Annotated in this window: 25 protein-coding genes; 9 read left to right on the top strand and 16 right to left on the bottom strand. The window is 36.6% G+C overall.

All coding sequences use genetic code 11. From position 1 onward, the window contains the following. Window positions 1-6 precede the first annotated feature (6 nt). Window positions 7-951: a glycosyltransferase family 2 protein gene (locus O5640_RS10240; protein ID WP_269612370.1), complete on the bottom strand. Its 945-nt coding sequence runs from the start codon at window positions 949-951 to the stop codon at window positions 7-9. 127 nt (window positions 952-1,078) lie between these two features. On the opposite strand from O5640_RS10240, the gene O5640_RS10235 reads away from it, so the two are divergent. Then, a complete protein-coding gene (locus tag O5640_RS10235) occupies window positions 1,079-1,270 on the top strand; it encodes a hypothetical protein (RefSeq protein WP_269612369.1) in 192 nt (63 codons plus the stop codon). 20 nt (window positions 1,271-1,290) lie between these two features. Here the strand turns inward: O5640_RS10235 and O5640_RS10230 are convergent, their stop codons facing one another. Continuing rightward, window positions 1,291-1,467, bottom strand: coding sequence for a hypothetical protein (locus O5640_RS10230; RefSeq protein WP_158466132.1), 177 nt, complete (start codon window positions 1,465-1,467; stop codon window positions 1,291-1,293). Between the two features lie 128 nt (window positions 1,468-1,595). On the opposite strand from O5640_RS10230, the gene groL reads away from it, so the two are divergent. Then, entirely contained in the window at window positions 1,596-3,296 is a 1,701-nt protein-coding gene (groL, locus tag O5640_RS10225; protein WP_269612368.1) for a chaperonin GroEL, read from the top strand. Window positions 3,297-3,361: 65 nt separating this feature from the next. Here the strand turns inward: groL and O5640_RS10220 are convergent, their stop codons facing one another. The 5 genes from O5640_RS10220 to O5640_RS10200 form a co-directional block, all read right to left on the bottom strand. After that, window positions 3,362-3,838: a hypothetical protein gene (locus O5640_RS10220; protein WP_269612367.1), complete on the bottom strand. Its 477-nt coding sequence runs from the start codon at window positions 3,836-3,838 to the stop codon at window positions 3,362-3,364. 29 nt (window positions 3,839-3,867) lie between these two features. Next, a complete protein-coding gene (locus O5640_RS10215; protein WP_269612366.1) occupies window positions 3,868-4,722 on the bottom strand; it encodes an ABC transporter permease in 855 nt (284 codons plus the stop codon). A 31-nt stretch (window positions 4,723-4,753) separates the two neighbouring features. Further along, window positions 4,754-5,767 carry an ABC transporter ATP-binding protein gene (locus O5640_RS10210; RefSeq protein ID WP_269612365.1) on the bottom strand — a complete coding sequence of 338 codons (1,014 nt, stop codon included), beginning with the start codon at window positions 5,765-5,767 and terminating at the stop codon, window positions 4,754-4,756. Between the two features lie 101 nt (window positions 5,768-5,868). After that, window positions 5,869-6,864, bottom strand: a complete 996-nt coding sequence (locus O5640_RS10205) for a heme o synthase (RefSeq protein ID WP_269612363.1) — start codon at window positions 6,862-6,864, stop codon at window positions 5,869-5,871. Further along, entirely contained in the window at window positions 6,857-7,783 is a 927-nt protein-coding gene (locus O5640_RS10200; protein ID WP_269612361.1) for a COX15/CtaA family protein, read from the bottom strand. Before O5640_RS10200 ends, O5640_RS10205 begins: the two co-directional genes overlap by 8 nt. A 184-nt stretch (window positions 7,784-7,967) precedes the next feature. On the opposite strand from O5640_RS10200, the gene O5640_RS10195 reads away from it, so the two are divergent. The 4 genes from O5640_RS10195 (at window position 7,968) to O5640_RS10180 (ending at window position 11,479) form a co-directional block, all read left to right on the top strand. After that, window positions 7,968-8,780, top strand: coding sequence for a cytochrome c oxidase subunit II (locus O5640_RS10195; protein WP_269612360.1), 813 nt, complete (start codon window positions 7,968-7,970; stop codon window positions 8,778-8,780). A gap of 4 nt (window positions 8,781-8,784) precedes the next feature. Beyond that, the gene (gene ctaD, locus O5640_RS10190; protein WP_269612359.1) at window positions 8,785-10,425 is read left to right on the top strand and encodes a cytochrome c oxidase subunit I; all 1,641 of its coding nucleotides are present in this window, start codon (window positions 8,785-8,787) and stop codon (window positions 10,423-10,425) included. Next, window positions 10,422-11,027 carry a cytochrome c oxidase subunit 3 gene (locus O5640_RS10185; protein ID WP_269612358.1) on the top strand — a complete coding sequence of 202 codons (606 nt, stop codon included), beginning with the start codon at window positions 10,422-10,424 and terminating at the stop codon, window positions 11,025-11,027. Before ctaD ends, O5640_RS10185 begins: the two co-directional genes overlap by 4 nt. A 95-nt stretch (window positions 11,028-11,122) precedes the next feature. Beyond that, window positions 11,123-11,479 carry an AbrB family transcriptional regulator gene (locus tag O5640_RS10180; protein WP_158466122.1) on the top strand — a complete coding sequence of 119 codons (357 nt, stop codon included), beginning with the start codon at window positions 11,123-11,125 and terminating at the stop codon, window positions 11,477-11,479. A 29-nt stretch (window positions 11,480-11,508) separates the two neighbouring features. On the opposite strand, the gene O5640_RS10175 is transcribed toward O5640_RS10180, so the two are convergent. The 6 genes from O5640_RS10175 to topA all read right to left on the bottom strand — a co-directional run bounded on the left by O5640_RS10175 (window position 11,509) and on the right by topA (window position 18,539). Continuing rightward, window positions 11,509-12,165, bottom strand: coding sequence for a riboflavin synthase (locus O5640_RS10175; protein ID WP_269612357.1), 657 nt, complete (start codon window positions 12,163-12,165; stop codon window positions 11,509-11,511). Window positions 12,166-12,240: 75 nt separating this feature from the next. Beyond that, window positions 12,241-13,251 carry a hypothetical protein gene (locus O5640_RS10170; RefSeq protein ID WP_269612356.1) on the bottom strand — a complete coding sequence of 337 codons (1,011 nt, stop codon included), beginning with the start codon at window positions 13,249-13,251 and terminating at the stop codon, window positions 12,241-12,243. A gap of 5 nt (window positions 13,252-13,256) precedes the next feature. Further along, complete coding sequence (locus O5640_RS10165) at window positions 13,257-14,453, bottom strand: nicotinate-nucleotide--dimethylbenzimidazole phosphoribosyltransferase (RefSeq protein WP_269612355.1); 1,197 nt, start codon at window positions 14,451-14,453, stop codon at window positions 13,257-13,259. Between the two features lie 6 nt (window positions 14,454-14,459). Further along, window positions 14,460-15,146 (bottom strand): DUF2232 domain-containing protein, encoded by a 687-nt coding sequence (locus tag O5640_RS10160; protein WP_269612354.1) that lies wholly within the window; start codon window positions 15,144-15,146, stop codon window positions 14,460-14,462. A 5-nt stretch (window positions 15,147-15,151) separates the two neighbouring features. Then, window positions 15,152-15,640 (bottom strand): hypothetical protein, encoded by a 489-nt coding sequence (locus O5640_RS10155; RefSeq protein WP_269612353.1) that lies wholly within the window; start codon window positions 15,638-15,640, stop codon window positions 15,152-15,154. 4 nt (window positions 15,641-15,644) lie between these two features. Next, window positions 15,645-18,539 (bottom strand): type I DNA topoisomerase, encoded by a 2,895-nt coding sequence (topA, locus tag O5640_RS10150; protein WP_269612351.1) that lies wholly within the window; start codon window positions 18,537-18,539, stop codon window positions 15,645-15,647. A 130-nt stretch (window positions 18,540-18,669) separates the two neighbouring features. On the opposite strand from topA, the gene O5640_RS10145 reads away from it, so the two are divergent. Together O5640_RS10145 and O5640_RS10140 are read left to right on the top strand one after the other, a co-directional pair. Next, complete coding sequence (locus O5640_RS10145) at window positions 18,670-20,232, top strand: NAD(P)H-quinone oxidoreductase subunit N (RefSeq protein WP_269612350.1); 1,563 nt, start codon at window positions 18,670-18,672, stop codon at window positions 20,230-20,232. Continuing rightward, window positions 20,225-20,932: an ABC transporter ATP-binding protein gene (locus tag O5640_RS10140; RefSeq protein ID WP_269612349.1), complete on the top strand. Its 708-nt coding sequence runs from the start codon at window positions 20,225-20,227 to the stop codon at window positions 20,930-20,932. The genes O5640_RS10145 and O5640_RS10140 overlap by 8 nt, the downstream gene beginning before the upstream one ends. Here O5640_RS10140 and O5640_RS10135 read toward each other — a convergent pair whose 3' ends face one another. After that, window positions 20,933-21,706 carry a biotin--[acetyl-CoA-carboxylase] ligase gene (locus O5640_RS10135; protein ID WP_269612347.1) on the bottom strand — a complete coding sequence of 258 codons (774 nt, stop codon included), beginning with the start codon at window positions 21,704-21,706 and terminating at the stop codon, window positions 20,933-20,935. 29 nt (window positions 21,707-21,735) lie between these two features. After that, the gene (locus O5640_RS10130; protein WP_269612346.1) at window positions 21,736-22,512 is read right to left on the bottom strand and encodes a PspA/IM30 family protein; all 777 of its coding nucleotides are present in this window, start codon (window positions 22,510-22,512) and stop codon (window positions 21,736-21,738) included. 72 nt (window positions 22,513-22,584) lie between these two features. Between O5640_RS10130 and O5640_RS10125 the strand changes: the two genes are divergently transcribed. Further along, window positions 22,585-23,067 carry a DUF721 domain-containing protein gene (locus O5640_RS10125; RefSeq protein ID WP_269612345.1) on the top strand — a complete coding sequence of 161 codons (483 nt, stop codon included), beginning with the start codon at window positions 22,585-22,587 and terminating at the stop codon, window positions 23,065-23,067. Window positions 23,068-23,077: 10 nt separating this feature from the next. Here O5640_RS10125 and ubiE read toward each other — a convergent pair whose 3' ends face one another. Then, entirely contained in the window at window positions 23,078-23,776 is a 699-nt protein-coding gene (gene ubiE, locus O5640_RS10120; RefSeq protein ID WP_269612344.1) for a bifunctional demethylmenaquinone methyltransferase/2-methoxy-6-polyprenyl-1,4-benzoquinol methylase UbiE, read from the bottom strand. Between the last annotated feature and the right edge of the window lie 67 nt (window positions 23,777-23,843).

Raw genomic sequence — 23,843 nt, 5'->3', positions numbered from 1 at the left:
TATTTTTTAGATTATATTCTTTTCTTTAATAATGTAAATAGGTCTATTCTTTGTTTCAAAAAATATATTTCCCACATATTCTCCCAAAATGCCTATAAAAATCAATTGTACGCCTGCTGAAAGTAAGATGGTCATACAAATTGCAGCCCATCCTGCAACCCATGTTTGAGTAAACAGCCTTACATATAAGACATAGACTATGCCTAAGAATGATAGCGATGAGAAAAAGAATCCTATGAACGTAGCTACTCTGAGTGGTTTCCTAGAGAAACTTGTTAAGCCATCAATTGCAAAGGAAAGCATCTTTTTAAAAGGGTATTTTGTTACACCTGCAAATCTTGCATCTCTGGAATAGCTAACACTTACTTGTTTAAAACCTACCCATGATATTAAACCCCTCATGAATCGACCTCTCTCTGGAAGTTTATGTAATGCTTGAATAACAGTCTTATCAATTAATCTGAAATCGCCGGTGTCCAGTGGGATTTTTGTTCCAGAAAAGAAATTAAATAATCTATAAAAGAGAAATGCTGTGAATTTTTTGAATTGATTTTCTTTGTATCTTACTGTTCTTTGTCCATAAACTACTTCATAACCTTTTTCCCACTTGTCGATCATTCTTTCAGCTATTTCAGGTGGATCTTGTAAATCGGCATCAATAATTATTGCTGCTGATCCAGAACAGTTATCTATGCCAGCTTGAACAGCAGGTTGATGTCCAAAATTCCTAGAGAAACTCAACAAAATTATTGTAAATGGGTATTCATTAATTTCCTGAATAATTCTCTTTGTATTATCTGAACTACCATCGTCAATAAGAATTAATTCCCATTCAAATTTATTTAATTTCTCTGAAACTATTTTTATCCTTTCTAAGGTTTCTAGAATTACTTTCTCCTCATTAAAGCAAGGAATAATCCAAGATATTTTTTTATCTTTTTTTGCAGTCATTCTTACTTTATATCCATTTATTTTAATCAATCCTAATCATACTATTCTTTCTCGTAGCTTTTATCTTACTAAAATACTAGTTAAAGCTCTTGTGACTTTTTAGAGTAACTGTTCAGTTTATTTATAAATGAATCTTGCATTAAAAACTACTGCTTTAGCTATTCCTTCAGTTCCATTGGCTCTGCTATCAGGTCGGCTCGTGGCTATTGAAATCTATGCATCTAAGTTTCCAACTCCAATCGTTAAAGAATCAAGAGCCAACCCTACAGGGATCCTTTATGTAGATTGGTTTATAGGCTGTTGTCTACCGCGCTTGTAATAACTCATGAGTTGAGCAGATCAATTTTGAATAGGCTGTCCTAATTCATCTCTCAATCTTCTTATTCGCTGCAATAATTTTAATCTTCTGCTTCTTGCCGTGGCTGTAAGAAATATCCTCAAAGGGAAATAAATCAAAGTCATAGTCCCGGCCAACCCAGCCATGAGAATAAAAAATAAAGCCCCAGGATCGTTCATACGTTGACACTAACTACATTCTGCAAAAATTGGGAATTATTTGTGAATTACAATTCGGCTTTCCCCACTTATTTAGCCTCCCCTAATGTGTGTTTCCTGTGGGAGATTAAGTTTAATTCAATTCAAATATGGCCAAACTTCTAAGTTTTTCGGACGAATCTCGTGGTGCTCTCGAAAAAGGAGTAAACAATTTAGCCAATGCTCTAAAAGTCACTATCGGACCTAAGGGTAGAAATGTAGTTATTGAAAAAAAATTTGGTGCCCCTGATATCGTTAATGATGGAGTAACTATTGCTAAGGAAATAGATCTTGAAGATCCATTTGAAAATATAGGAGCAAAGCTAATTGAACAAGTTGCATCAAAAACGAAGGAAAAAGCAGGGGATGGAACAACAACTGCAACAGTTTTAGCTCAATTTATGGTTCAAGAAGGTTTGAGAAATACAGCTGCGGGAGCAAGCCCAATCGAATTGAGAAGAGGAATGGAAAAAGCTGTAGCTCAAATAGTCGATGATCTCAAGAGAAAAAGCAAGTCAGTTAGTGGTGATGCTATTAAACAGGTCGCGACAGTAAGTGCTGGTGGAGACGAGGAAATAGGCTCAATGATTGCTGATGCAATAGATAAGGTAAGTTTTGATGGAGTAATAACTGTTGAGGAATCCAAATCTCTAGCCACTGAACTAGATATCACTGAGGGAATGGCATTTGACAGAGGGTATAGCTCTCCATATTTTGTTACTGATGAAGATCGATTAATTTGTGAATTTGAAAATCCTTCAATACTCATTACTGACAAAAAAATTTCATCTATTGCCGATCTCATTCCTGTTCTAGAAACAGTTCAAAAGAATGGAACACCATTAATAATTCTTGCTGAAGAAGTAGAGGGTGAAGCTTTAGCGACACTAGTCGTAAACAAAAACCGCGGAGTTTTACAAGTAGCTGCAGTTAGAGCTCCCTCATTTGGCGAGAGGAGAAAAGCTGCTCTTGGAGATATTGCTGTTCTAACTGGCGGCACATTAATAAGCGAAGACAAAGCAATGAGTCTTGAGAAAGTTCAAATTTCTGATTTGGGTCAAGCTAGAAGAGTAACAATTACAAAAGACAGTACAACAATTGTCGCCAATGACAATCAAAACACTGAACTATCTAATCGCATTGCCTCAATAAAGAGAGAACTGGATGAAACAGATTCTGAGTACGACCAAGAGAAGTTAAATGAAAGAATCGCAAAACTTGCAGGAGGTGTAGCTGTAATTAAAGTTGGTGCTCCAACTGAAACTGAGTTGAAAAACAGAAAACTCAGAATTGAGGATGCTCTCAATGCAACTCGTGCAGCTATTGAAGAAGGTATTGTTGCAGGTGGAGGAACGACTCTTCTAGAACTAAGCGATGGACTTGAAGATTTATCTAAAAAGCTTGAAGGTGATCAAAGAACCGGAGTTGAAATTATAAAAAGAGCATTGACTGCTCCAACAAAACAAATTGCTATAAATGCGGGATTTAATGGAGATGTTGTTGTATCTGATATTAAGAGATTAGGTAAAGGCTTCAATGCACAAACTGGAGAGTATGTAGATTTACTTGAAGCAGGAATCTTAGACGCTTCAAAAGTGATAAGACTTGCTCTTCAAGATGCTGTTTCAATTGCCTCCCTTCTTATAACCACTGAAGTTGTTATTGCTGACAAACCTGAGCCCCCATCAGCACCAGGAGCTGATGGCGGAGACCCGATGGGCGGAATGGGCGGAATGGGCGGAATGGGCGGAATGGGCGGAATGGGCGGAATGGGCGGAATGGGCGGAATGGGTATGCCAGGAATGATGTAAGAAAGTAAAAAGATCTAAAATTTCAAACTCAATAGAAATAGAATTCAACAAAAGCAATTTATAACTTACTTTCTTAACAACCACTTCTTCAAATAACTATATTTAGGTTTAGGAGGCAAAGGAATCAAAGCTTTAATTTCAGGTTGACTTTTACTGTCATTTACTGAATTTATAGCTTTGTTTTCATTATTTTCTCTATCAACTATTGAATAAGATGCAATTGTAAAAGATTTATCATTTTCATCCTTAACTGACTCATCAAGCTCTTTGTTTATTATTTCTTTTAACTGATTATTATCGTCTTTTATAGAAGTTTCTTTTTCACCCTCGAGAGAATTTTCTTGTGATTGATCAATTTTTTGATTATCCACATTATTGGGGTTTTGATTTAACTGTTTTAAATCTAGGTTTTCCAGTTCTTCCAAACTATCTACTCCAAAACGATGAGCCCATTGAGATTTCAGGAGAGAATATAAATCATTATCATTAGCCTTAACAGCTTCTATAATTTGTTTTTGTAGCTGATACTTTCTAGAATCCAAAGTTCTTTTAAACCGCTAAATAAAGATTATCAAGCAAGTTTGCGATTTAAAAGAGGTCTTATAAGAAAAAATAATCCAACTGTAAGAATTAATAGAATTGCTAGACAAGAATATCCATTTACTTCTCCATAAGGAGCATTGATTAAAACTGCTTTCAGATCTACAGAACTGTGGTAAGCCATTCGAATAGGTTCAATCGCAAATGTTAATGGATTAATTGATGCTATCCATCCAAGCCATTCAGGCATAAAAGATATGGGAGCCAGAGCCGTGCTAGCAAAAAGGACAGGCAGATTAGCTATGAAGATAATTGCAATTAGTTCTATATGTCCTGGTAAAACAAAGGCCAAACCAAGACTTAGGCCAGTTATTGCAAATACCAATAACAATAGGGTTACAGCAATGAGAAGAAAACCTCCCAGACTTGGCCATCCATAACCCAAGAGAGCAGAAGTTGCCATTATTGCAAAACTCTGCAAAAGGCTAATAGAAGTTATGTAGATTACTGACGAAATTACGATTGAACTTCTACTCGTCAATGGTGCAACTAATAGTCGATTAAGAAAACCAAATTCTCTATCAAACATCAAAGGGAGGCCAGCATTAAGAGCACCACTAAAAGCAGTAAAGACTATTAATCCTGCTCCAAGGAATTCTCCATAGCTACTGCTCCCAGGCAAAAAATCAATGGGAGCTTTAGAAAATAACGCTGCAAAAAGTAAAAGCCATATCAAAGGCTGAAGAATCCCTGCAAATAACGTTGAGGGTCGTCGAATTAATTGAATAAAAAGCCTCCAAGTTAAAGCAGAAATCTCCTGAGACATTTCATTCAAATTATTTCTAGATTGCTTTTCCCTCTGAAGTGATGGATTAGTAGTAATCATGTGTTTAATAATTCAAGAGTAATACAGTTAATTAACGCATCGATTTCTTATTTTCAAGCTTAAAATCTCTTTTACCAGCAAGTTCTAATTCAGCGTCCATAAGCGTTTTTCCTGTCGCCTGCAAATAAACATCATCTAAACTTGGCCTACTGTGAGAAAGTGCAAAGACTTCGAAATTTTCTTTTGAAAGATGACCCGATAAATTAGATATAACATCATTACTTTGCACTAAAAAATTTAGAGAATATCCTTGCTTTTGATTCACTACTACATTTGAAACCCCATTTAAATTTTTAATTATTTTCTTTACAGATTCAGCTTCAACTTCATCACTGAACTCTCGCACCCTAAGTGTCACTCTATCTCCACCAAGTTCTTTTTTTAAATCATCTGGTTTTCCACTAGCAATGACTTTCCCTTTATCAATAATAGCCATCTCATCTGCCAATTCATCTACTTCCTCGAGATAATGACTACTTAAAAGAATTGTAGTTTCGTTATTTCTTAGTTCCTTCAATAATCCCCAAATAACTGATCGACTTTCTATGTCCAACCCAACAGTGGGTTCATCAAGAATCAATAATTCTGGTTCATGCAACAATCCTGAGGCAAGGTCAAGTCTTCTTTTCATACCTCCCGAAAAAGAACCACATCGTCTATCAATCCATTCATGCATATCCAGTCTTTCAATCAATTCATCAATTCTTTTTTTCTTATATTTTTTATCTAGATGATAAAGATCTCCTTGAAGCTGTAACAACTCTCTACCTGTAAGTATTTTATCGATTGCGACATCTTGAGCTACATAACCCAATCTTCGTCTAGTTTCTTTTTCCTCAAGCAAGACATTTCGTCCCCCGACCTCGATATGACCCGAATCAGGCGCAAGAAGAGTACAGATAATTCTAAGTGCGGTGCTTTTACCTGCCCCGTTTGGCCCCAATAACCCATACAAAGAACCTTTTGGCACTTCAAGGTTAAGTCCATTTAGAGCCATAATAGGACCATAAGACTTAAATAAATCTCTTAGTTTGATGAAAAACATCTAGGAATAAATTGCCTAAAAAGATAAGCTGATATCTTCTAACAAATTCTAATTAATTTTGCACAGCAAGTTCATAAAGTTTTTATTTTTATTTTATAGATTTACGAAAATCCCATAGAGAAGTCTTTAATTAAAGCTATCAACTGATCATTAAAAACAATTGACACTTGCAATCTACTAATAACAAGCAAAAAACAAACCCCAAACATATAAAGAATAGACCATCGAAACAAACCCTTCGCCCGATCTAAATCTTCAGGATTATCTCTTAATCTGGAAACCAATTGAAGAAGTCTTGAATTGTAAGGTAGTAATAGAATTCCATATAACAAACCTCCTTCAGGTAAAACAAAGCACCCTAAAAAGCTTAAACATACAGTTAGATATGCATACACAGATATAGCCTTAGCTGTAACGAAAGGTCCACTTACTGTTGGAAGCATAGGAATGCCAACAGATCGATAGTCCTCTTTTAACAAGATGGCCAAAGCCCAAAAATGTGCTGGGGTCCACACCATAACCAAAGTGAATAGCCACCAACCACCTAATCCAATATGACCAGCGGCGGCTGAAGCTCCTACAAGAGGGGGGATTGCTCCAGCGACTCCTCCAAAAACTATATTTTGAGATGTTCTAGGTTTTAAGAAAGCTGTATAGAGGAGTACGTAACTACAGAGTCCTAAAAGAGTAAGTCCCGCTGCTAAAAAGTTAACTCCACTTACTAAAATGACTGAAGAAACAAGTGTGCAAGCAACTGCTCCAATAAAAACAGAAGACTGAGAAAGGCGACCAGAGGGTAATGCTCTATTACTGGTTCGTTTCATTCGCTTATCAAGATCTTGTTCCCATAAGCAATTAAGAGCTCCTGCAGCCGCAGCGGCAAGAGCTCCTCCGACCAAAGTGCATGCCACTCTTGGATAAGGTAATGGCCATTCATCCGAGAGAGCCATTCCTCCAACAGTTGTAGCAAGTAAAAGAGGAATTAATCTTGGTTTAGCGACTTCTAGCCAAGCTGGCAGTTTAATACGCTTTCTAGAAGGAACAATTTCCTCTCGATTAACGGGCTGTGTAATTAAATCTGATGTAGAGCTAACCATGACATGTCTCCAATGTTGATTGAGTTATGTAAAGTGATTGGGAATAGTCAACATTTCCTCTACCTTTAAAATTCAATGCTGCTATTACGGCAACTAACAAGCAGGCAATTAGTTGATGACCAATGATAAGGCTAGGCTCACTCATCCTTAGATGAATAGACAAAGCTCCTAAAAGGATTTGTGCAATGATCAAAAAAACAATCGTTAAAAGATAGGGCCATTGCTTAATAAAAACATCTCTCTGTAAAGATGAAACAATTACAAATAAAATCACCAAAAAGCTCACTGGGATAGCACTTACTCGATGTAGTCCTAAAAGATTGCAAGACTCTCCCAAATCCAAGCATCTTTGAGCAGCCCACGAGGTTGCTACCCGACTACCTAGTAAAGACTGAGCTATTACTGTAAAAAGGGATAAAAATCCAAAACATCGAAGCCAAGTTGGGAAAATTGATTTGCCTGGATTGAGTAATTGTTGAGTCACACCACTCATAATGGCCACAAGAGTAAATGCAACTACAAGATGAGCCATGATGACTAAAGATGGTAATAATTGCAGTACTGTCAAAGCACCTAAAAAACCCTGAAGAGAAACCAAAAGAGTCAAGAATCCATAGGTCCTAGGAAGCCATTTAGGTAAACTTTTTGCCCAGCACAAAGAGAAAACAAATTGTGTAATTAACACAATCCCTACGAAGAAGGCATCTAAGCGATGAAACCATTCCAAAAAGACTTGTAAATTCATTTGCCTACCAGGCAAAAACGATCCATAACATAAAGGCCAGTCTGGGCAAGCGAGACCAGCCTCCATTACTCTGGTTGCTCCTCCAATCACTACAAGAGCGATAAGTGCGACTACCACGTGAGCGGCAAGCTGGCCCAATCTAAAGAGTGGCTTGGTTGGATAAATAACCTGCACGTATGCAAAAATCCATCAAGGTCATTGTTTACTCAACGTAGCGATTACTTCGTATACGTCACCTGAATAAACTGACTGGAACATAAAGATTCTCTTTAAAAAAAAATTATTCATCTTGAATTAACAATTAGCCGATACATTAAATACATTTGCCCATAACCTATAAATAGAAAAGGAGATCTTCTTGCCGAAACTGTCGGCCATCTTAACTCTTACAACAAGTTTAATTCTTGGAATAGCTGGAGTTTGGATTGCGTACAACGTAGATATGCTTCCCGTGAGCGCGAGCATGAATGCTCCTGTTTACGATGAACTCTATCGAGTCCTGTTCATTATTGGCGTCATACTTTTCATAGGTATGACTGCTTTAGTAATTTATAGTCTTATTCAATTCCGTCGTAGGCCTGGAGAAACTGGTGATGGGATTGACTTAGAAGGTAATATTTCTCTAGAAATTTTCTGGACAGCAGTTCCTGCAATTGTTGTTTTATTTGTAGGTTTATATAGCTACGATATTTATGATCGAATGGGTGGTATGCAACCTTTAATGCATGATCACAGTGGGCAAATGGATAATCAGGCTGAGAGAGTTTGGGGAGGGATTGGTTCTGGTCCAATTGAGTCTTCATCTAAAAAAAATTCATCCTCATTACCAATTGAGTTAACTGCAATGCAATTTGCTTTTATTTTTCATTATCCAAAAGGAGATATTATTTCTGGTGAACTTCATGTTCCAGTTGGAAAAGAAATTAGCTTAAAAATGGAATCTAAAGATGTAATACATGCTTTTTGGGTGCCTCAATTCAGACTTAAACAAGATGTCATTCCAGGCCAACCAACTATTTTAAATTTCACTCCTACAAAAACAGGTAATTTCCCAATTGTTTGCGCGGAATTGTGTGGGCCTTATCATGGCGGAATGAGATCAAACGTAATAGTTGATGAACAAGAAGACTTTGAAACTTGGCTAACAGAAAACTCTAAAGAATCAATATAAATATATGACTATTTCACTCAAACCAAATAATTCCCCTTCAGAGAAGCTTCAACCAACTGGATGGCTTAAATATCTGAGTTTTAGTCTCGATCACAAAGTAATAGGCCTTCAATATTTAATTTGTGGTTTCTTGTTTTATTTAGTTGGAGGATCTCTAGCTGGAGCAATAAGGGTAGAGCTCATCAGTCCCCTCTCAGATTTCATGCCTAGAGAGGTTTACAACCAAGTTTTAACTCTCCACGGAACAATCATGATTTTCTTATGGATTGTGCCCGTAGTAAATGGTGCCTTTGGCAACTATTTAATACCTTTTTATGTTGGTGCCAGGGACATGGCCTTCCCAAGACTGAATGCAGTTGCTTTTTGGCTAATACCTCCCTCGGGTTTGATGTTGATAACTAGCTATTTCATAAACGGAGCTGCGCAATCTGGGTGGACAGCTTATCCACCTTTAAGCATTACTACTCCTGCCGCTGGTCAAATCATTTGGATATTAAGTGTATTACTTTTGGGTGGAAGCTCAATATTTGGTGGTATTAATTTCATCGCCACCATCCTCAAGTTAAGGAGACCTGGCCTTAAATTAATGCAATTACCTATGTATTGCTGGGCAATGCTTGGTACAAGTATTCTTGTCGTTCTTTCAACTCCAGTTCTCGCTGGTACTCTAATACTTTTGAGCTTTGACATAGTTGCTCATACAGGTTTCTTCAATCCCAGTCTTGGTGGGAATGTAATCGTTTATCAACATCTTTTTTGGTTTTACTCACATCCTGCTGTTTATATCATGGTCTTGCCTGCCTTTGGTTTGGTCAGTGAAATACTTCCCATCCATAGTAGAAAACCACTTTTTGGCTATACAACAATGGTTTTCTCAATAATGGGAATAGTTGTATTAGGTCTAGTTGTATGGGCCCATCATATGTTTACAAGTGGTACTCCTCCGTGGATGCGCTTATTTTTTACAATCGCTACTGCATTCATAGCTGTTCCTACAGGTATTAAGTTTTTCAATTGGGTTGCCACCTTATGGGGAGGAAAAATCTCACTTAATGCTGCAATGCTATTTTCCTGCGGATTTATTATTAACTTCGTTTTAGGTGGGATAACAGGAGTTGCTCTAGCTCAAGTACCTTTTGATGTTCATGTACACGACACATATTTTGTTGTGGCCCATTTTCATTACATAGTCTATGGAGGTTCAGTATTTGTTATCTTCTCCTCGATTTACCACTGGTTCCCAAAATTTACTGGAAAAATGCTCAATGAAAATCTTGGAAGATTCCACTTCATAATTACATTCATAGGCTTTAATCTTTGTTTTGCTCCACAACACTGGCTAGGTTTAAATGGAATGCCTAGACGAGTTGCTGAATACGACCCACAATTTCAATTAATCAATCAAATAAGTAGCGTAGGTGCCTTATTAATGGCTATAAGCACTTTACCTTTTCTATGGAATATTTTTCAAAGCATCCTCTACGGGGATGATGCTGGTAATAATCCATGGGATGCCCTTACTCCTGAGTGGCTAACAAGTTCCCCTCCTCCTGTTGAGAATTGGGAGGGAGAAGCCCCACTCGTTCTTGAACCATATGGTTATGGAGAAAAAGATTCAAATAATACTCAGGAGGAAATGAAATGACATCGATAGTTCCAAAAGAGCAATCCTCAGAAAGCAAGAAAAGTCTCTCAACTGAAGAACATGAAGATTTTCGTATGTTTGGCTTAGTAGCTTTTTTAATAGCAGACGGGATGACATTTGCAGGTTTTTTTGCTGCATATCTAACTTTCAAAGCAGTAAATCCAATTGGTCCTGATGCTATTTACGAATTAGAGCTACCATTACCAACTTTAAATACAGTCTTGCTCCTAGTTAGTAGCTTTACTTTTCATCGAGCTGGGAAATTTCTTGAAAAGAATGAATCAAAACAATGTCAAAAATGGCTTCTTATAACAGGCTCATTGGGATTGGCATTTTTAATCAGTCAAATGTTTGAGTACTTTACCTTGCCTTTTGGATTAACTGATAACCTTTTTGCAAGTACTTTTTATGCATTAACTGGCTTTCATGGGCTTCATGTAACACTTGGTTCAATAATGATAATGATCATTTGGTGGCAAACACGTGTCCCCTCTGGTCGAGTAAATAATGAAAACAAGTTCCCATTTGAAGCAGTAGAGCTCTATTGGCACTTTGTAGACGGGATTTGGGTCGTTTTATTCATCATCCTTTACCTGCTTTAAGAGATAAATATTAATACTAAGCAAGAAAATTTCAATTAATTTGTTGCCACAATTCCACTTATTGGTCAGAATTCAGTTAATTAAAACAGTCTGAAATGCTTGTTGGAAAAGAACTCCTAGACAAAGCAAGATCTTTGAGCAACCGTCCAGAAGACGAAATAGCCAAAGGATGTGGTTACGTGGGGCCAAGCGGGAGAGTTTTACGTAAAAGTTTTTACCGAGCTCTAGTCGAAGCTAAAGGTTATAAACTTCGCTCAAACGGACCTGGGAGAGCAGGAAATAGATCTTCAAGAGGAAGGCAAGCGGAATTTCGAACTAAAGTTCATGGCAATGGCAATCTTCTTATCGGACATGCCTATACAAAAAAATTAGGTCTTGAACCAGGGCAGGAATTTCGTATTGATGTAAGGAAAGAGTCTGGAGCGATAAGTTTGTTACCACTCAAAAAATAATAAGTCTCTCAAATCATCATATAAATTTACTAATTCCAACCTTGCTCTTTAAGCCACTGAGAACTAATTATTGTGCTTTGTTTTAAAACGGAGTCATTATTATTTACTTTTAAAAGTTTTTCTGCGTACTTAGCCATCAAATCAACTTCCAAATTAACCTTTTCGCCAATTGTCAAAAACTGTAAGCATGTATTTGACCAAGTGTGGGGTATTACGGCTAATGAAAATTCACATCCATCAATATATGTCTCTGAGATAGTTAGACTTATTCCATTAAGGCTAATACTAGCCTTATCGCACATGTATTTGCAGAAATTTAAATCATTCCAAGATACTCTCAAATTCCAAGAATTTTTTAAATTTTCGATTGAAATTACTTCACCTAAACCATCAATATGTCCACTCACAATATGTCCACCCAATCGGTCAGAAAGACGTAATGCTGGCTCAAGATTTACAAAACCATTTTTCTGAGCTTTTTCTGCAAGATTTGTTCTCTTAAGAGTCTCTTCACTTATATTGGCGGTAAAAGAATCATTCATTAATTCAGAAACTGTTAGACAAACCCCATCCACAGAAATACTATCTCCAAGTTTTAGAGGGGAAAAAGAGCTACATCCATTTACAACTACCCCATAATTATTTTTCTTTATAGTGCCAATTGATTGAATTAAACCAGTAAACATTATTGGGCTTACAACTTTTAGAATGCTAGTTATGGTATTTAAAAATGTCTTTGAAAAGTTTTTTGAATTTCAAGTTTAGTTTCGTTTTGAATTATTCCAATTTAAAGCTAAGTCTTTTTTCCTCTGAATACTCAGCATTGGCAAAGACCAACATTTATTCCAAACACTTTCTTCTGGAAGAAAGATTGCTTGATAATGATGGGGGAAATTTATATTTTTTCTCCTTAAGTCTGATAAATCTGTTGGTGGCAAAAAACCTTTCCTAATTACACGACTCAAAAAAGTAGCGCCCCATAATGAATTAAACCAATCAGTAGGGAAATTCGCTTGAGACTGCGAAGGGAAGGCAAGTAATGTCCAATTTAGTGGAGCTCCCTCCTGGGGCAAAAGAACTGACAAACGAGGGTCTTTAATCAGGCTATCAACACAGCTAGATAAAGGTAAAACTGCTGCATTAGCTCTACCTGAAACAACCCAATTTAGAGCATTCCTATCATCAAAGGACTTAGCTTGACTCTTGATCATTGAGAAATCATTAACTAAACCTATTTTTTGTGCTATCGAAATAAGAAGATAAGGACTATTAGGAAAAACTATTTGATTTGTAAGTGAACTCGAAAAAATTACTTCCCAAGAATTCTTATTTTTTAGAGACAGAGAATTTTCATTTCTAAAAAGTATCACCCAAGGACTAACAGCTAAAGGTAAAAGTTTTTTTTTATAATTATCGCCTAACCCATCGAGAAAAGACCTAGTCTGCTTGCTGAAATTACTTCTAATATTATCCGCTTTGATTTCTTTAAGTGAATTAATAGGTAAATCAGAAATCCAACCATCATTTAAGACTAATAAATCTGTTTTTTCTTGCAGAGTAGAACTATAGGAGAATTTTTGTAACTCGATATCTTTTATAGGAAAAAATTCCCAACCTGTAGATAAACTATTAAAAAATTCACTTGGGAAGCTATTAGAAACTCCTCTCAGAACTAATTTTTTTTGGGACGTTGAGCAACCAGATAAAAAAAACAAAGAAGAGAGTAATCCATATTTAATAAACTCTCTCCTTCCAAATGTATCAGTATTCATATGACTTAGATCCCTTGACAAGTACTCTCATTATTTGACTTAAATAGATTACAAACCTCAATATCACATCTTTCAATCATTTCTTTCTGAGTCAATCCCTTAATTTGAGCGAGTAAAGATAAGGCACCAGCCCCAACACCCTCTTTGACGTAACCAATTTCATAGTCTCGAAGAACCTTTTGATTACTATCAGTAAATCTATAACCACTAGCGAGACCTAGGATATTTACTTTAAAATGACTAGCGACATGATTCATTAAATGAATAAAAGAATTTCTATTTTTTTTAGATGAAAGGGATTCATCAATTAACCATGATGTAGTTCCTATTAACATTTTACCAACAAATTCAGATCTTGATTCAGGTTTAATTTCATTCAATGCCAAAGCCAATACAGCCAGCATTTGGCAACCTCCTCCTAATAAAATCTCCTGGCCAGATTCTCTAGCTCCCATTAAGAGACCAACTGCAATTGGCTGAAATGGGTCTCCCACAGCAGCCATTATTTCAACAGAAGATGGGTTCTTCTTTAATTGCGCTGCCTGAAGTCCTTGTTTAACTAAATTTGTTTTTAATTCTGAAGGTGGATTTCTATGACTTCCGCTTATTAGACCATTAACATTAATTCCCAACCCAGAAAGAACGGCAAAAGCTGTAGATGTTCCTCCTGGCACACACTCAGTGATCAAAAGAGATTTTTTTAATTTCTTACCTATCTTAAAACCACCATCGAGTAAAAGTTGAACCCTAGTTTTTTCCATTGCATTACCTGAACTCAAGCATCTAGCGGGTCCTATCTCCGGCGACTCTAAGGAAACATGCGTAAAGGGTGGCGTTTGTAGTAGTCCTGCAGATATGATTGTTGGTTTAATTTTTAAGAACCTTGAGGCAACGTAACTAATCAATGCTGGAGAGACACCTGCAGGTAAAGGAGGCAAAGGCCATCTTTTGGGGAGATTAGGTCCTCTCAATAAAAGTTCAGCATCTGCAACTGCTGTATAACGTCTAGAAACAGCAGTGGAACCAGCAGCAGAAATCCCCTCAATCTCCGCAGTTTGAGATCCAGCAAGAATTAAAAAGAAAGCCATATTCGTAATATTTTCTTGCCATCTTTGAACTCTTTCGTCAACATTTTGCTCTTGGAGGCCTTCCCCAAAAGCTAATACGCCTGACGGCAACAAAATATAACTATCTCCTATCATTATTAATCAATTAGATTCTAAAGAAATTAGATTTTCTAGCAATGCGGGTGGTTCAGGTATTGATGACTTGAGCCTAGGAAAAATCCAATAAGCCAAAGCATGTATGCAAAGAACGTAAACGATTTCTTGAGTAATAATTAGACATAATGCAACTATTTGGACTTGTCTCATATCAGGAGTAAAAGAAAGATTGAAAATGTCTATTCCTTTTTCAAGCAATCCAGCTCCAGCACGAGTAAGAATAACCCACAAATTCTCACCAACCAACACAGATAATGCGAAGACCCTAATAAGAAAACCCATCGTTCCGATTGAGACTCCAACACTCCAACTTAACCACCAATTCCAACCCTTCTGCCAACTATATCCTAACCATAAAGAAAGTAATCCATATGGGAAAAGAACTAAAGGTCCTCTAAGCGGACCCATCAGAGCAGTTAATAACATTACGCATATTGTCACTCCCTCAATGCCTGTTTTCACACCTCTCCTAACCTGAAGAAGAGCCAATGGCAATGGTAAAGCAAGACGAAAAACAGCCCCACCTATAGGCAAATAATAAAGAGCTATCCAAATCAAAGCTGTTGCAGCAGCAAGATAAGAGGACTCAACGATTTTCAAGGCTTTCCTCTTACTTAGAGGAGATTTATAAAAAGATCGACTTTTTAAAAGATTTTTGTTATTTAAGGTCAAAATTATTATCTTTCCAAAGATGTATTCTTTGAGAAATTCTCCTCATCAAAACGTTCGATCTTTTCCACCTCAAATTGGACACCTGCTTTTCTTAGGGCCTCAGTAACTGTCTCAGCTGGTGCAGAGGGGTTTGCACCAGATAATCTTAGAATTATTCTGTATGGCTGTGGATTAAAAATTGTCTTCTTTATTGATTTGGTTGATTTTTGACTAAGTCTATCTTTATTAGATATCGAATTTCCTTTGATAATATTACCAAAATCATTTTCATTTTCTTTCTTATCATCTTTTATTCTTGATTTGATTTTTTTTAATTCATTAAGTTTTTGTGGCTTATTATTAGTTTTTTCTGAAGTTTTTGAATTCTCAATGATATCAAAGCTATTTTCTAACTTTTCGCCAACTTGAGTATTTGAACATGATTGAAGTGAGAAAAAGGTAACTATTAGAAATGAGCTAATAAATATTTTCTCAACAAGTCTTGAAATATTCAAAATTTTATTTTGTTTTAATTACTCTTACTTTACTCGCTCTTAAACGTCCTGTTTTAGTTGTAGAAGGTGCTTTTCGGGTACTACTTGTTATTGATGATATATCCATATCTTTCTTAGCTGTTTTTTTCGTAGATTTTTTTTTCTTAGTTGTTGTCTTTTTACTTGATTTCTTAGCTGCCAATAATTCAATAGCCTCCTCAATAGTGATATCTTCAGCGCTTTTGCCCTCTGGTAGAGAAGCATTTACTTTGCCTTGTTTAACATATAAGCCATAAGGGCCATTAAATAGTTGGATGGTTTCTTTCTCTCCCTCTGGGGCACCAAGTTCCTTCAAGGCAGTTCTACCACCTCTACCTCTTTTAGGGATAGATAAAAGCTCAAGCGCTCTTTCTAGGCTTACTTGAAGAACATCATCTTCTCCCTTTATTGAGCGATAATCTTTCTCACCACCATCTTTGCTCCAAACCACATAGGGACCAAATCTACCCAAACTTGATTGCACTTTACCTCCCTCTGGATGCTCTCCGAGTAGACGTGGTAATTGAATTAATCCAAGGGCCTCCTCAAAAGTCAAGTTCTCTGGTTTTAAATTCTTTGGCAATGAAGTCCTTTTCGGATTTGGAGCTTTTTTTAATGATTTGTCATCTAAAAATTCAAGTGCTTTTTCAACATCAATCTCTTCTTCTTTTATATTTTCCGGCAACAAAACTTGAACCTTTGATGAATCCTGCTTTAGATAGAGTCCATATTGACTACTTTTAAACAAGCGAAGATTACCTAGCTTTTTCTTACCTTTTGGAATCCCAAGATCTTTCAATTCGACTACTAAACCCCTTTGAACAAAATGACCATATCTACCATTTAATAGATATAAATTCTGTCCAGTATCAGGATCAACTCCAAGTGATTCAGGGCCCTCAGCTTTTTGTTTCAAGATCATCTCTGCGATATCCTCGTCCAGGTCTGCGGGAGTAATTTCCTGCGGAAGAGTTGCTGTTATGGGCTTACCATTTTCACCAAGTTGCTTTGATTCGAGATATGTTCCGAATTTGCCCAACCTAACAAGAGATGAAAGTCCCTCCAAGGAAACTGCTCGAAATTCTCCCCCGTCTATATCTCCTTCTCTTTGTTGAACTTGACTCTCTAGACCAGTATCACCTTTATAAAAGCCCTTAAGGTATGGTAGCCAACTCACTTTCCCTGTTGAGATCTCATCAAGTGTAGATTCCATTCGAGCTGTAAAACTGGTATCTACAAGATCAGGGAAATGTTCTTCTAGAAGTGCCGTAACAGCAAATGCTGTAAAGCTTGGAGTCAAAGAATTATTATTGAGGATTGAATAACCTCGATCTACGATTGTTCCTATAATGCTTGCATATGTTGACGGACGACCTATACCTTCTTTCTCAAGTGTTTTAACTAATGAAGCTTCGCTATATCTAGCAGGAGGCTGAGTCTGATGCCCCAACGCCTCTACATTCTTTGCTGTTGGAGAATCTCCAACAGCTAATTTAGGCAAAAGCACTTCTTGTCCTTCAAGCGCACTATCTGGATCATCACTACCTTCAACATAAGCTCTGAAGAAGCCAGGGAAATCTATTCGTTTACCACTAGCCCGAAAAGTTACATCCGATGCTTGTAATTCCACTCCAAGCATTGTCAACCTTGCGTCGGCCATTTGACTGGCAACTGTTCGTTTCCAAATAAGTTCATATAAAGAAAGGTCCCGCCCTTGTAATTCGGACTCTTTGGGGGTTTTAAAAATCTCACCAGAGGGACGAATTGCTTCATGAGCTTCTTGAGCATTTCTCGTCTTGTTAGAGAATTGGCGGGGCTTTTTACTTAAATATTCAACTCCATATTTTGATTCAACACAATTTCGTGAGGCATTAATTGCCTGTTCGGACAGATGAACAGAATCTGTTCTCATATATGTGATAAAACCTCTTTCATACAAACCCTGGGCACATCTCATGGTCTCCCTAGCTGATAATCGAAGTTTTCTATTAGCTTCTTGTTGTAATGTGCTTGTTGTAAAAGGAGGGACTGGTTTACGGATTGACGGTTTTTCTTCGACATTTATAACTTTCCAAATATCAGTATTTAACTTTTTAGCAAGTTCCTTAGATTCTTCTTCCTTAAGTAATTTGACATTCCTGCCAGATTTCAACAATCCAGTGGACTCATCAAAATCACTACCACTAGCAATTCTTTGCCCCCCAATTGAGGTCATTTTCACCTCAAATTCACCACCTTCTTTTTCTAATTTTGCTTTTAAGTCCCAATAACTTCCGCTTTTAAAAGATCTTCTTGCTCTCTCTCTCAGAACGAGCAATCTTACAGCAACTGATTGGACTCTTCCAGCAGATAAACCCCAAGAAACTTTTTTCCATAAAAGAGGCGACAAAGTATATCCAACTAATCTGTCTAAAATCCTCCTTGTTTCTTGGGCATGAACCAATTCCATATCAATTTCTCTTGTTTTCGATAGTGCTTTGGAAATAGCTTCTTTAGTTATCTCATGAAAAACCATCCTCTTCACAGGGATTTTGGGATCAAGCACATTCATCAAATGCCAACTAATACTTTCCCCTTCTCTATCTTCATCAGTCGCAAGCAACAACTCACTAGCACCTTTCAAAGATTGTTTTAATTCCTTGACAATTTTTTTCTTGTCTTTGGGTACTACATACAAAGGATCAAAATCAGCAGTTGTATTAACACCAATAGTTGCCCACTTTTCCCCTTTGTGTTTTGCAGGAATCTCAGAGGCATTATTGGGCAAGTCTCTTACATGCCCCATTGACGCAAGAACTTGAAAATCCTTAGGTAAAAACCCTCTGATAGTTTTTGCCTTTGTGGGACTTTCAACAATTACCAGGGTATGGTCAGTGGGCATCAGCTCAATTTTCCTCCTTCTTATCTAACGTACTGAATAGTAAAATGCATAGCCCAAAATGATAAAAAAGGCATATTTCATAATTTCGCTAGAGTTATAAAATCAGATACAGCCTAAAAACAATACATAAATGTTAGAACTTTTGTCTTTTCAAATATTCATAAACGAGCCCGTAGAGCTTTTAAATCTCTCTTTAAATGCAAAAGCTGTATTACCAGAGGCAGCAGTTCTAATAGCAATGCTAGGGACACTTTTAGTTGATTTGGCTGGTGAAAAGATTTCAGCCCGTTGGTCGCCTCCAATTTGTTATGCAGGTCTTTTAACTTCTTTAATTTTGCTTGCAATTCAATGGAACGGAGAAATTCAAGAATCTTTCTTAGGTGCATTCATAGCAGACAATCTTGCTATTGCTTTTAGAGGTGTAATAGCACTATCAACTCTTATTTCTCTGCTAATCAGTTGGAGGTACGCTGAACAAAATGGCAGTCCCATTGGTGAATTTGCAGCAATATTATTAGCTGCCACTCTGGGAGCAATGCTTCTATGTGGTTCAACTGATTTGGTGAGTGTTTTTATTTCATTAGAAACACTTTCTGTTGCTAGCTACCTTCTTTCCGGATATCTCAAAAGAGATTCAAGAAGTTCAGAAGCAGCTTTAAAATATCTATTAGTGGGCTCGGCTGCTGCAGCCGTATTTCTCTATGGAGCATCTCTACTTTATGGAATAAGCGGGTCTACAAACCTAAGAGATATTGGAATAACCCTTGTAAATGCTCCAACTCCTTTATCTGCCTTAGCGCTTGTTTTCGTTTTATCGACAGTAGCCTTCAAAATAGCTGCAGTCCCCTTTCACCAATGGACACCAGATGTTTATGAGGGTTCTCCTACTCCAGTAGTTGCATTTTTATCGGTAGGGTCCAAAGCAGCAGGCTTTGCACTTGCCATAAGGATACTAGTCGGATGTTTTAGCGCTTTTGACACGCAATGGAAATTGCTTTTTACTGTTTTAGCAGTTCTTAGTATGTCCCTGGGGAATGTTGTAGCGCTAGCTCAAAAATCAATGAAAAGGATGCTTGCTTATAGCTCAATTGGACAAGCCGGATTTGTAATGATTGGATTAGTTTGCGGAACTGAAGATGGTTTCGCTGCAATGGTTTTATATATGGCAGCTTATTTATTTATGAATCTTGGTGCTTTTGCATGCATAATCCTTTTCTCAATTAGAACCGGTAGTGATCAAATCTCAGATTATGCAGGGCTCTACCAAAAAGATCCATTGATCACCCTAGGATTAAGTCTATGCCTACTTTCATTGGGAGGAATTCCTCCCATGTTGGGCTTTTTTGGAAAAATTTACTTATTTTTTGCTGGATGGGCAGATGGACAATACTTACTAGTGAGTGTTGGATTGGTTACCTCAGTAATTTCAATTTACTATTACATCTCAGTTATAAAAATGATGGTCGTCACAGAACCTAAAGAAGCTTCCGCAGTTGTTAAAGCATATCCATCTATAGAATGGTCAATTCCAGGAATGTCATCTCTCAAAGTAGCTTTGATTTTTTGTGTTCTCATAACTGCTATTGGTGGAATAATTTCGAACCCTCTCTTTGACTTTGCTGATAGTGCGGTAAATGGGACTCCATTACTTCAAGAAGCTATTACTCTTGCAAGTAAGAGTTCAATTGGATAACCAAATCAAATCATTGAAAAAATCTGTAGCTCGACTAACGAATGTAAATAAATTTTACGGAGAAGGCTCTGGCAAAGTTAAAGCTCTTGACCAACTAAACCTTGAGGTTTTTCAGGGGGATTATCTTGCTGTGATGGGTGCGAGTGGATCTGGTAAAAGTACTGCAATGAATATACTGGGATGCCTTGATCGCCCTACTAATGGGACATATGAATTAAATGGGACTGCGGTTGAGAAGCTTGATGATGACTTGCTAGCAGATATTAGAAATAAAGAACTTGGTTTTGTTTTTCAGCAATTTCATCTACTTCAAGAAGTTTCAGCACTTGAGAATGTAATGCTCCCAATGATTTATGCATGCGTCCCCTCTTTAGAGAGAAAAAAGCGAGCTGAAGAGGCTCTAAATCGAGTAGGGCTTGGGAACAGAATGAGCAATCTTCCTAACCAATTGTCTGGAGGGCAACAACAGAGAGTTGCCATAGCAAGAGCAATAATCAATCAACCGTCACTTTTATTGGCAGATGAACCAACTGGTGCTCTTGATTCCAAAACTACTGAAGATGTTTTAAATCTTTTCGACCAACTTCATAGTCAAGGAATCACAATTGTATTAGTGACTCATGAAGATAATGTTGGTCAAAGAGCAAAAAAAATTGCAAGATTTAGAGATGGCAAGGTAACCGATATTTCTCAAAATTAACTAAATCAAGCGTGATGAAGTAGACAATACTTTTTCTCTATTTTCTTTAGAAATTATCAATCTGCCACTCAGGTCAATACCTTTGATATCCCAATGATAGCCGGTTTCATTGTCAATATATTTTTTTGACCACAATCTTTGTTGAACTTGACTACGTAAAAATTTTGTATTATCTAAAAAATCTAATGATCTCTCTATTGCGAGTAAAACTTCTGATGACCAAAAATTGATATTCATCTTTTTATTTCCAATAATTTGTTTTAATGAAATCCCTTCTGTTGGAACATTATTAAAAACGTTTAAACCTACCCCTACTCTTAATAATCGAAGTTTTCCTCCTCTGAAAAATAATCTAGGTAAAATTCCAGCTAATTTTTTACCATCAACCAATAGATCATTTGGCCATTTTATATTGACAATAATTCCTATACGTTCAAGTCTTTCAACCAAAGCTAATGCCACCGCTAAACCGAAAAGCTGAGAGTTATTTTCACAGCAACATTCTTTCTTAATAGCTGCACTTACCCAAATCCCTCCTTTCGGCGCGTGCCAAATACGACCAACTTGCCCTTTAGCAAAATTTTGGGAGGAAGAAAAAATTGCTTTTGGCTGATTTTTTTTTACTGGATTCTCTGCGATCCAATTCGATAGCTCTATTTCCGTACTAGCGCAAATATGTTTCAACCTTAATTTCCAAGATGTTGGAGAGGGATAATTTAATTTGTGATATCTATATATCAATCCAACCCCTATATCCAATTTTTGATTATTCATATTTCAAAAGTAAACATGTTCTTAAAAAATTAAGAATTATCCATTGACTTTTTCATCTCCTCTAATTCAACTTCAACTTCTTTAATTTCTACTTTATTTACTTCATTGAAATCTAAATCAGACGGAGGTAGAGCTATTACCTCAACTCCTGATTTCAATTGAGTCCTCAATGACTCTAATTCTTTCTCTATATCATCACCTCCTTCTAATTCTGCGAATTTACTTTCTAGATCTTCTCCAGCCAACTCCAATGCTGCTTGACTAGAAGCTTCCAATGCCTCAACTTTATCTTCCATTCTTTCAAAAGCAGCCATGGCAGACTTACTACCTAAATCACCCACTGCGCTTTGAATTTGTTGCTGAGCTTTAGCGGCCTGCGCTCTTGCTTTTAGCATCTCTTTTTTAGTTCGAGCTTCGGCAATCTTTCTTTCTAGTAACAAAAGGCTTTTCTTTAGTTTTTCAACTTGACCATTTTGAGTTTGAAATTGAGCCGATAAAGATTCAAAAGTTTCTTGAAAAGTTTTTTTTCTACTCAATGCTTCTCTGGCTAAATCATCCTCTCCTTTTTTCAAGGCTAGCTCAGCTCTAGAAAACCAATTTTTAATTTGTTCTTTTGCTTGATTTGCCTGATTCTCTAACCTTTTTTGACTTGCGATAGCCATAGCTACCGCTTGACGAAGTTTTACTAGATCTTCTTGCATATCAGCAACAGACTGATCAAGTATTTTTATTGGATCTTCTACCTCATTAACAAAAGCATTTAAATTTGCCCTTATTAAGCGGCTTAACCTATCTAATAATCCCATTAGTATGTTTTATGCAATCAAAAAAATATTAGCTAGATTTAAGCATCAACTCATCCATAGTGTCGAATTACATTGATTTTAAAAGACTTAAAGCATAAAACAAAAGAAAAAAGAGAGCGGTCAATATATTCATGCTTAGAAGAAATCAAGGCTTCGTGGAAAGGAGAGGTAGGAGGCCTTATTCAAGATTGGGTAGAAATAGCTGGAGAGCAACTCGCATTGAATTGCACACCACTTTACATAAAAAATAAAATTTTAACTATCGGAGCAAGCCATCCACAGTGGAGACAAGCTCTCCAATACAACCGTTTAGAGTTAATTGAATCTTTAAAATCATATGGATATCAAATAAGAGATCTACGAATTAGACAGCATTATCCTATTGATTTAGTCACTAGAGAAAGTGAAAAAGAAATCTGGGAAAAACACCCAAGTAGAATTGATAAAAATGGAACTACGAATTGTCCTTTTTGCAAAGTGCCTTCTCCTAAGGGAGAGGTAAAATTATGGGGCAAATGTAGTTTTTGTAGAAGGAAAGAATTGAGAATAGATTGAACAATTCACCTTACGCTTCAAGTAATAAAATCCCCATTTGCCCATTTGCTAAAGTTTGGTATTTTGCTTTTTTAAAGCCCGCAGAAAGTGCCAAATGAATTTGTTTTTCGCCTGAAGGGAAGTTAATTAAGCTTTTTTTTATGTATGAATATTCTTTTCCTAAACCAAAAAGTGATGCAATAGGAACTACATAAAAACTTAAATAAAATTTTTGGAATAGTCCTTGAATGCAACGTCCTTCAAAAGATCTAAAATCTAAAATTCCAGCTCTTCCACCTGGTTTCAAAATCCTTAAAGCTTCTTTTAGTCCAGCGAATGAACTGGAAAGATTCCTTAAGCCATAGGCCATTAAAACGCCATCAAATTGATCTGATTTAAGATTTGTCTCCAGAGCATCACCATTTATCCATTCAATTGAAGAATAGTTTTGTTTAGATCTTTCTCTCGCTACTAATAATGCTTGAGCAGCTGAATCTATTCCAATAATGTTTTCAGAGCTTTTTATATATCTAGCCAACATTATTGACATATCTCCCGTACCACAACAAATATCTATCCATTTCTCTCCAAAAGTCGGATTAAGAATATCCAACAATTTTCTTTTCCAAAACCTATGTAATCCGAAACTAAATATATCATTTAAAAAATCATATCTTGAAGAAATTGAGTTAAACATTTCCTCTATAGATTTATTATTACCAGGCCTCATACAAATATAGAAAAATACTAAACTATCACTGAAATTTTAACGCTGGATTCAATTTATACATCTTTTG

Origin of the sequence: Prochlorococcus marinus str. MIT 0912 (assembly GCF_027359595.1) — a bacterium.
Taxonomy (GTDB): Bacteria; Cyanobacteriota; Cyanobacteriia; order PCC-6307; family Cyanobiaceae; genus Prochlorococcus_B; species Prochlorococcus_B marinus_C.
Note: the sequence above shows the minus strand (reverse complement) of the source record. Positions and strands in the feature narration are given on the sequence as shown.

Excerpts from the sequence above, each read along its gene's own strand:
- O5640_RS10240 (WP_269612370.1), bottom strand. The coding sequence starts at position 951 with ATGACTGCAAAAAAAGATAAAAAAATATCTTGGATTATTCCTTGCTTT.
- O5640_RS10235 (WP_269612369.1), top strand. The coding sequence starts at position 1,079 with ATGAATCTTGCATTAAAAACTACTGCTTTAGCTATTCCTTCAGTTCCA.
- O5640_RS10230 (WP_158466132.1), bottom strand. The coding sequence starts at position 1,467 with ATGAACGATCCTGGGGCTTTATTTTTTATTCTCATGGCTGGGTTGGCC.
- groL (WP_269612368.1), top strand. The coding sequence starts at position 1,596 with ATGGCCAAACTTCTAAGTTTTTCGGACGAATCTCGTGGTGCTCTCGAA.
- O5640_RS10215 (WP_269612366.1), bottom strand. The coding sequence starts at position 4,722 with ATGATTACTACTAATCCATCACTTCAGAGGGAAAAGCAATCTAGAAAT.
- O5640_RS10210 (WP_269612365.1), bottom strand. The coding sequence starts at position 5,767 with ATGTTTTTCATCAAACTAAGAGATTTATTTAAGTCTTATGGTCCTATT.
- O5640_RS10205 (WP_269612363.1), bottom strand. The coding sequence starts at position 6,864 with ATGGTTAGCTCTACATCAGATTTAATTACACAGCCCGTTAATCGAGAG.
- ctaD (WP_269612359.1), top strand. The coding sequence starts at position 8,785 with ATGACTATTTCACTCAAACCAAATAATTCCCCTTCAGAGAAGCTTCAA.
- O5640_RS10185 (WP_269612358.1), top strand. The coding sequence starts at position 10,422 with ATGACATCGATAGTTCCAAAAGAGCAATCCTCAGAAAGCAAGAAAAGT.
- O5640_RS10180 (WP_158466122.1), top strand. The coding sequence starts at position 11,123 with ATGCTTGTTGGAAAAGAACTCCTAGACAAAGCAAGATCTTTGAGCAAC.
- O5640_RS10175 (WP_269612357.1), bottom strand. The coding sequence starts at position 12,165 with ATGTTTACTGGTTTAATTCAATCAATTGGCACTATAAAGAAAAATAAT.
- O5640_RS10170 (WP_269612356.1), bottom strand. The coding sequence starts at position 13,251 with ATGAATACTGATACATTTGGAAGGAGAGAGTTTATTAAATATGGATTA.
- O5640_RS10165 (WP_269612355.1), bottom strand. The coding sequence starts at position 14,453 with ATGATAGGAGATAGTTATATTTTGTTGCCGTCAGGCGTATTAGCTTTT.
- topA (WP_269612351.1), bottom strand. The coding sequence starts at position 18,539 with ATGCCCACTGACCATACCCTGGTAATTGTTGAAAGTCCCACAAAGGCA.
- O5640_RS10145 (WP_269612350.1), top strand. The coding sequence starts at position 18,670 with ATGTTAGAACTTTTGTCTTTTCAAATATTCATAAACGAGCCCGTAGAG.
- O5640_RS10135 (WP_269612347.1), bottom strand. The coding sequence starts at position 21,706 with ATGAATAATCAAAAATTGGATATAGGGGTTGGATTGATATATAGATAT.
- O5640_RS10130 (WP_269612346.1), bottom strand. The coding sequence starts at position 22,512 with ATGGGATTATTAGATAGGTTAAGCCGCTTAATAAGGGCAAATTTAAAT.
- ubiE (WP_269612344.1), bottom strand. The coding sequence starts at position 23,776 with ATGAGGCCTGGTAATAATAAATCTATAGAGGAAATGTTTAACTCAATT.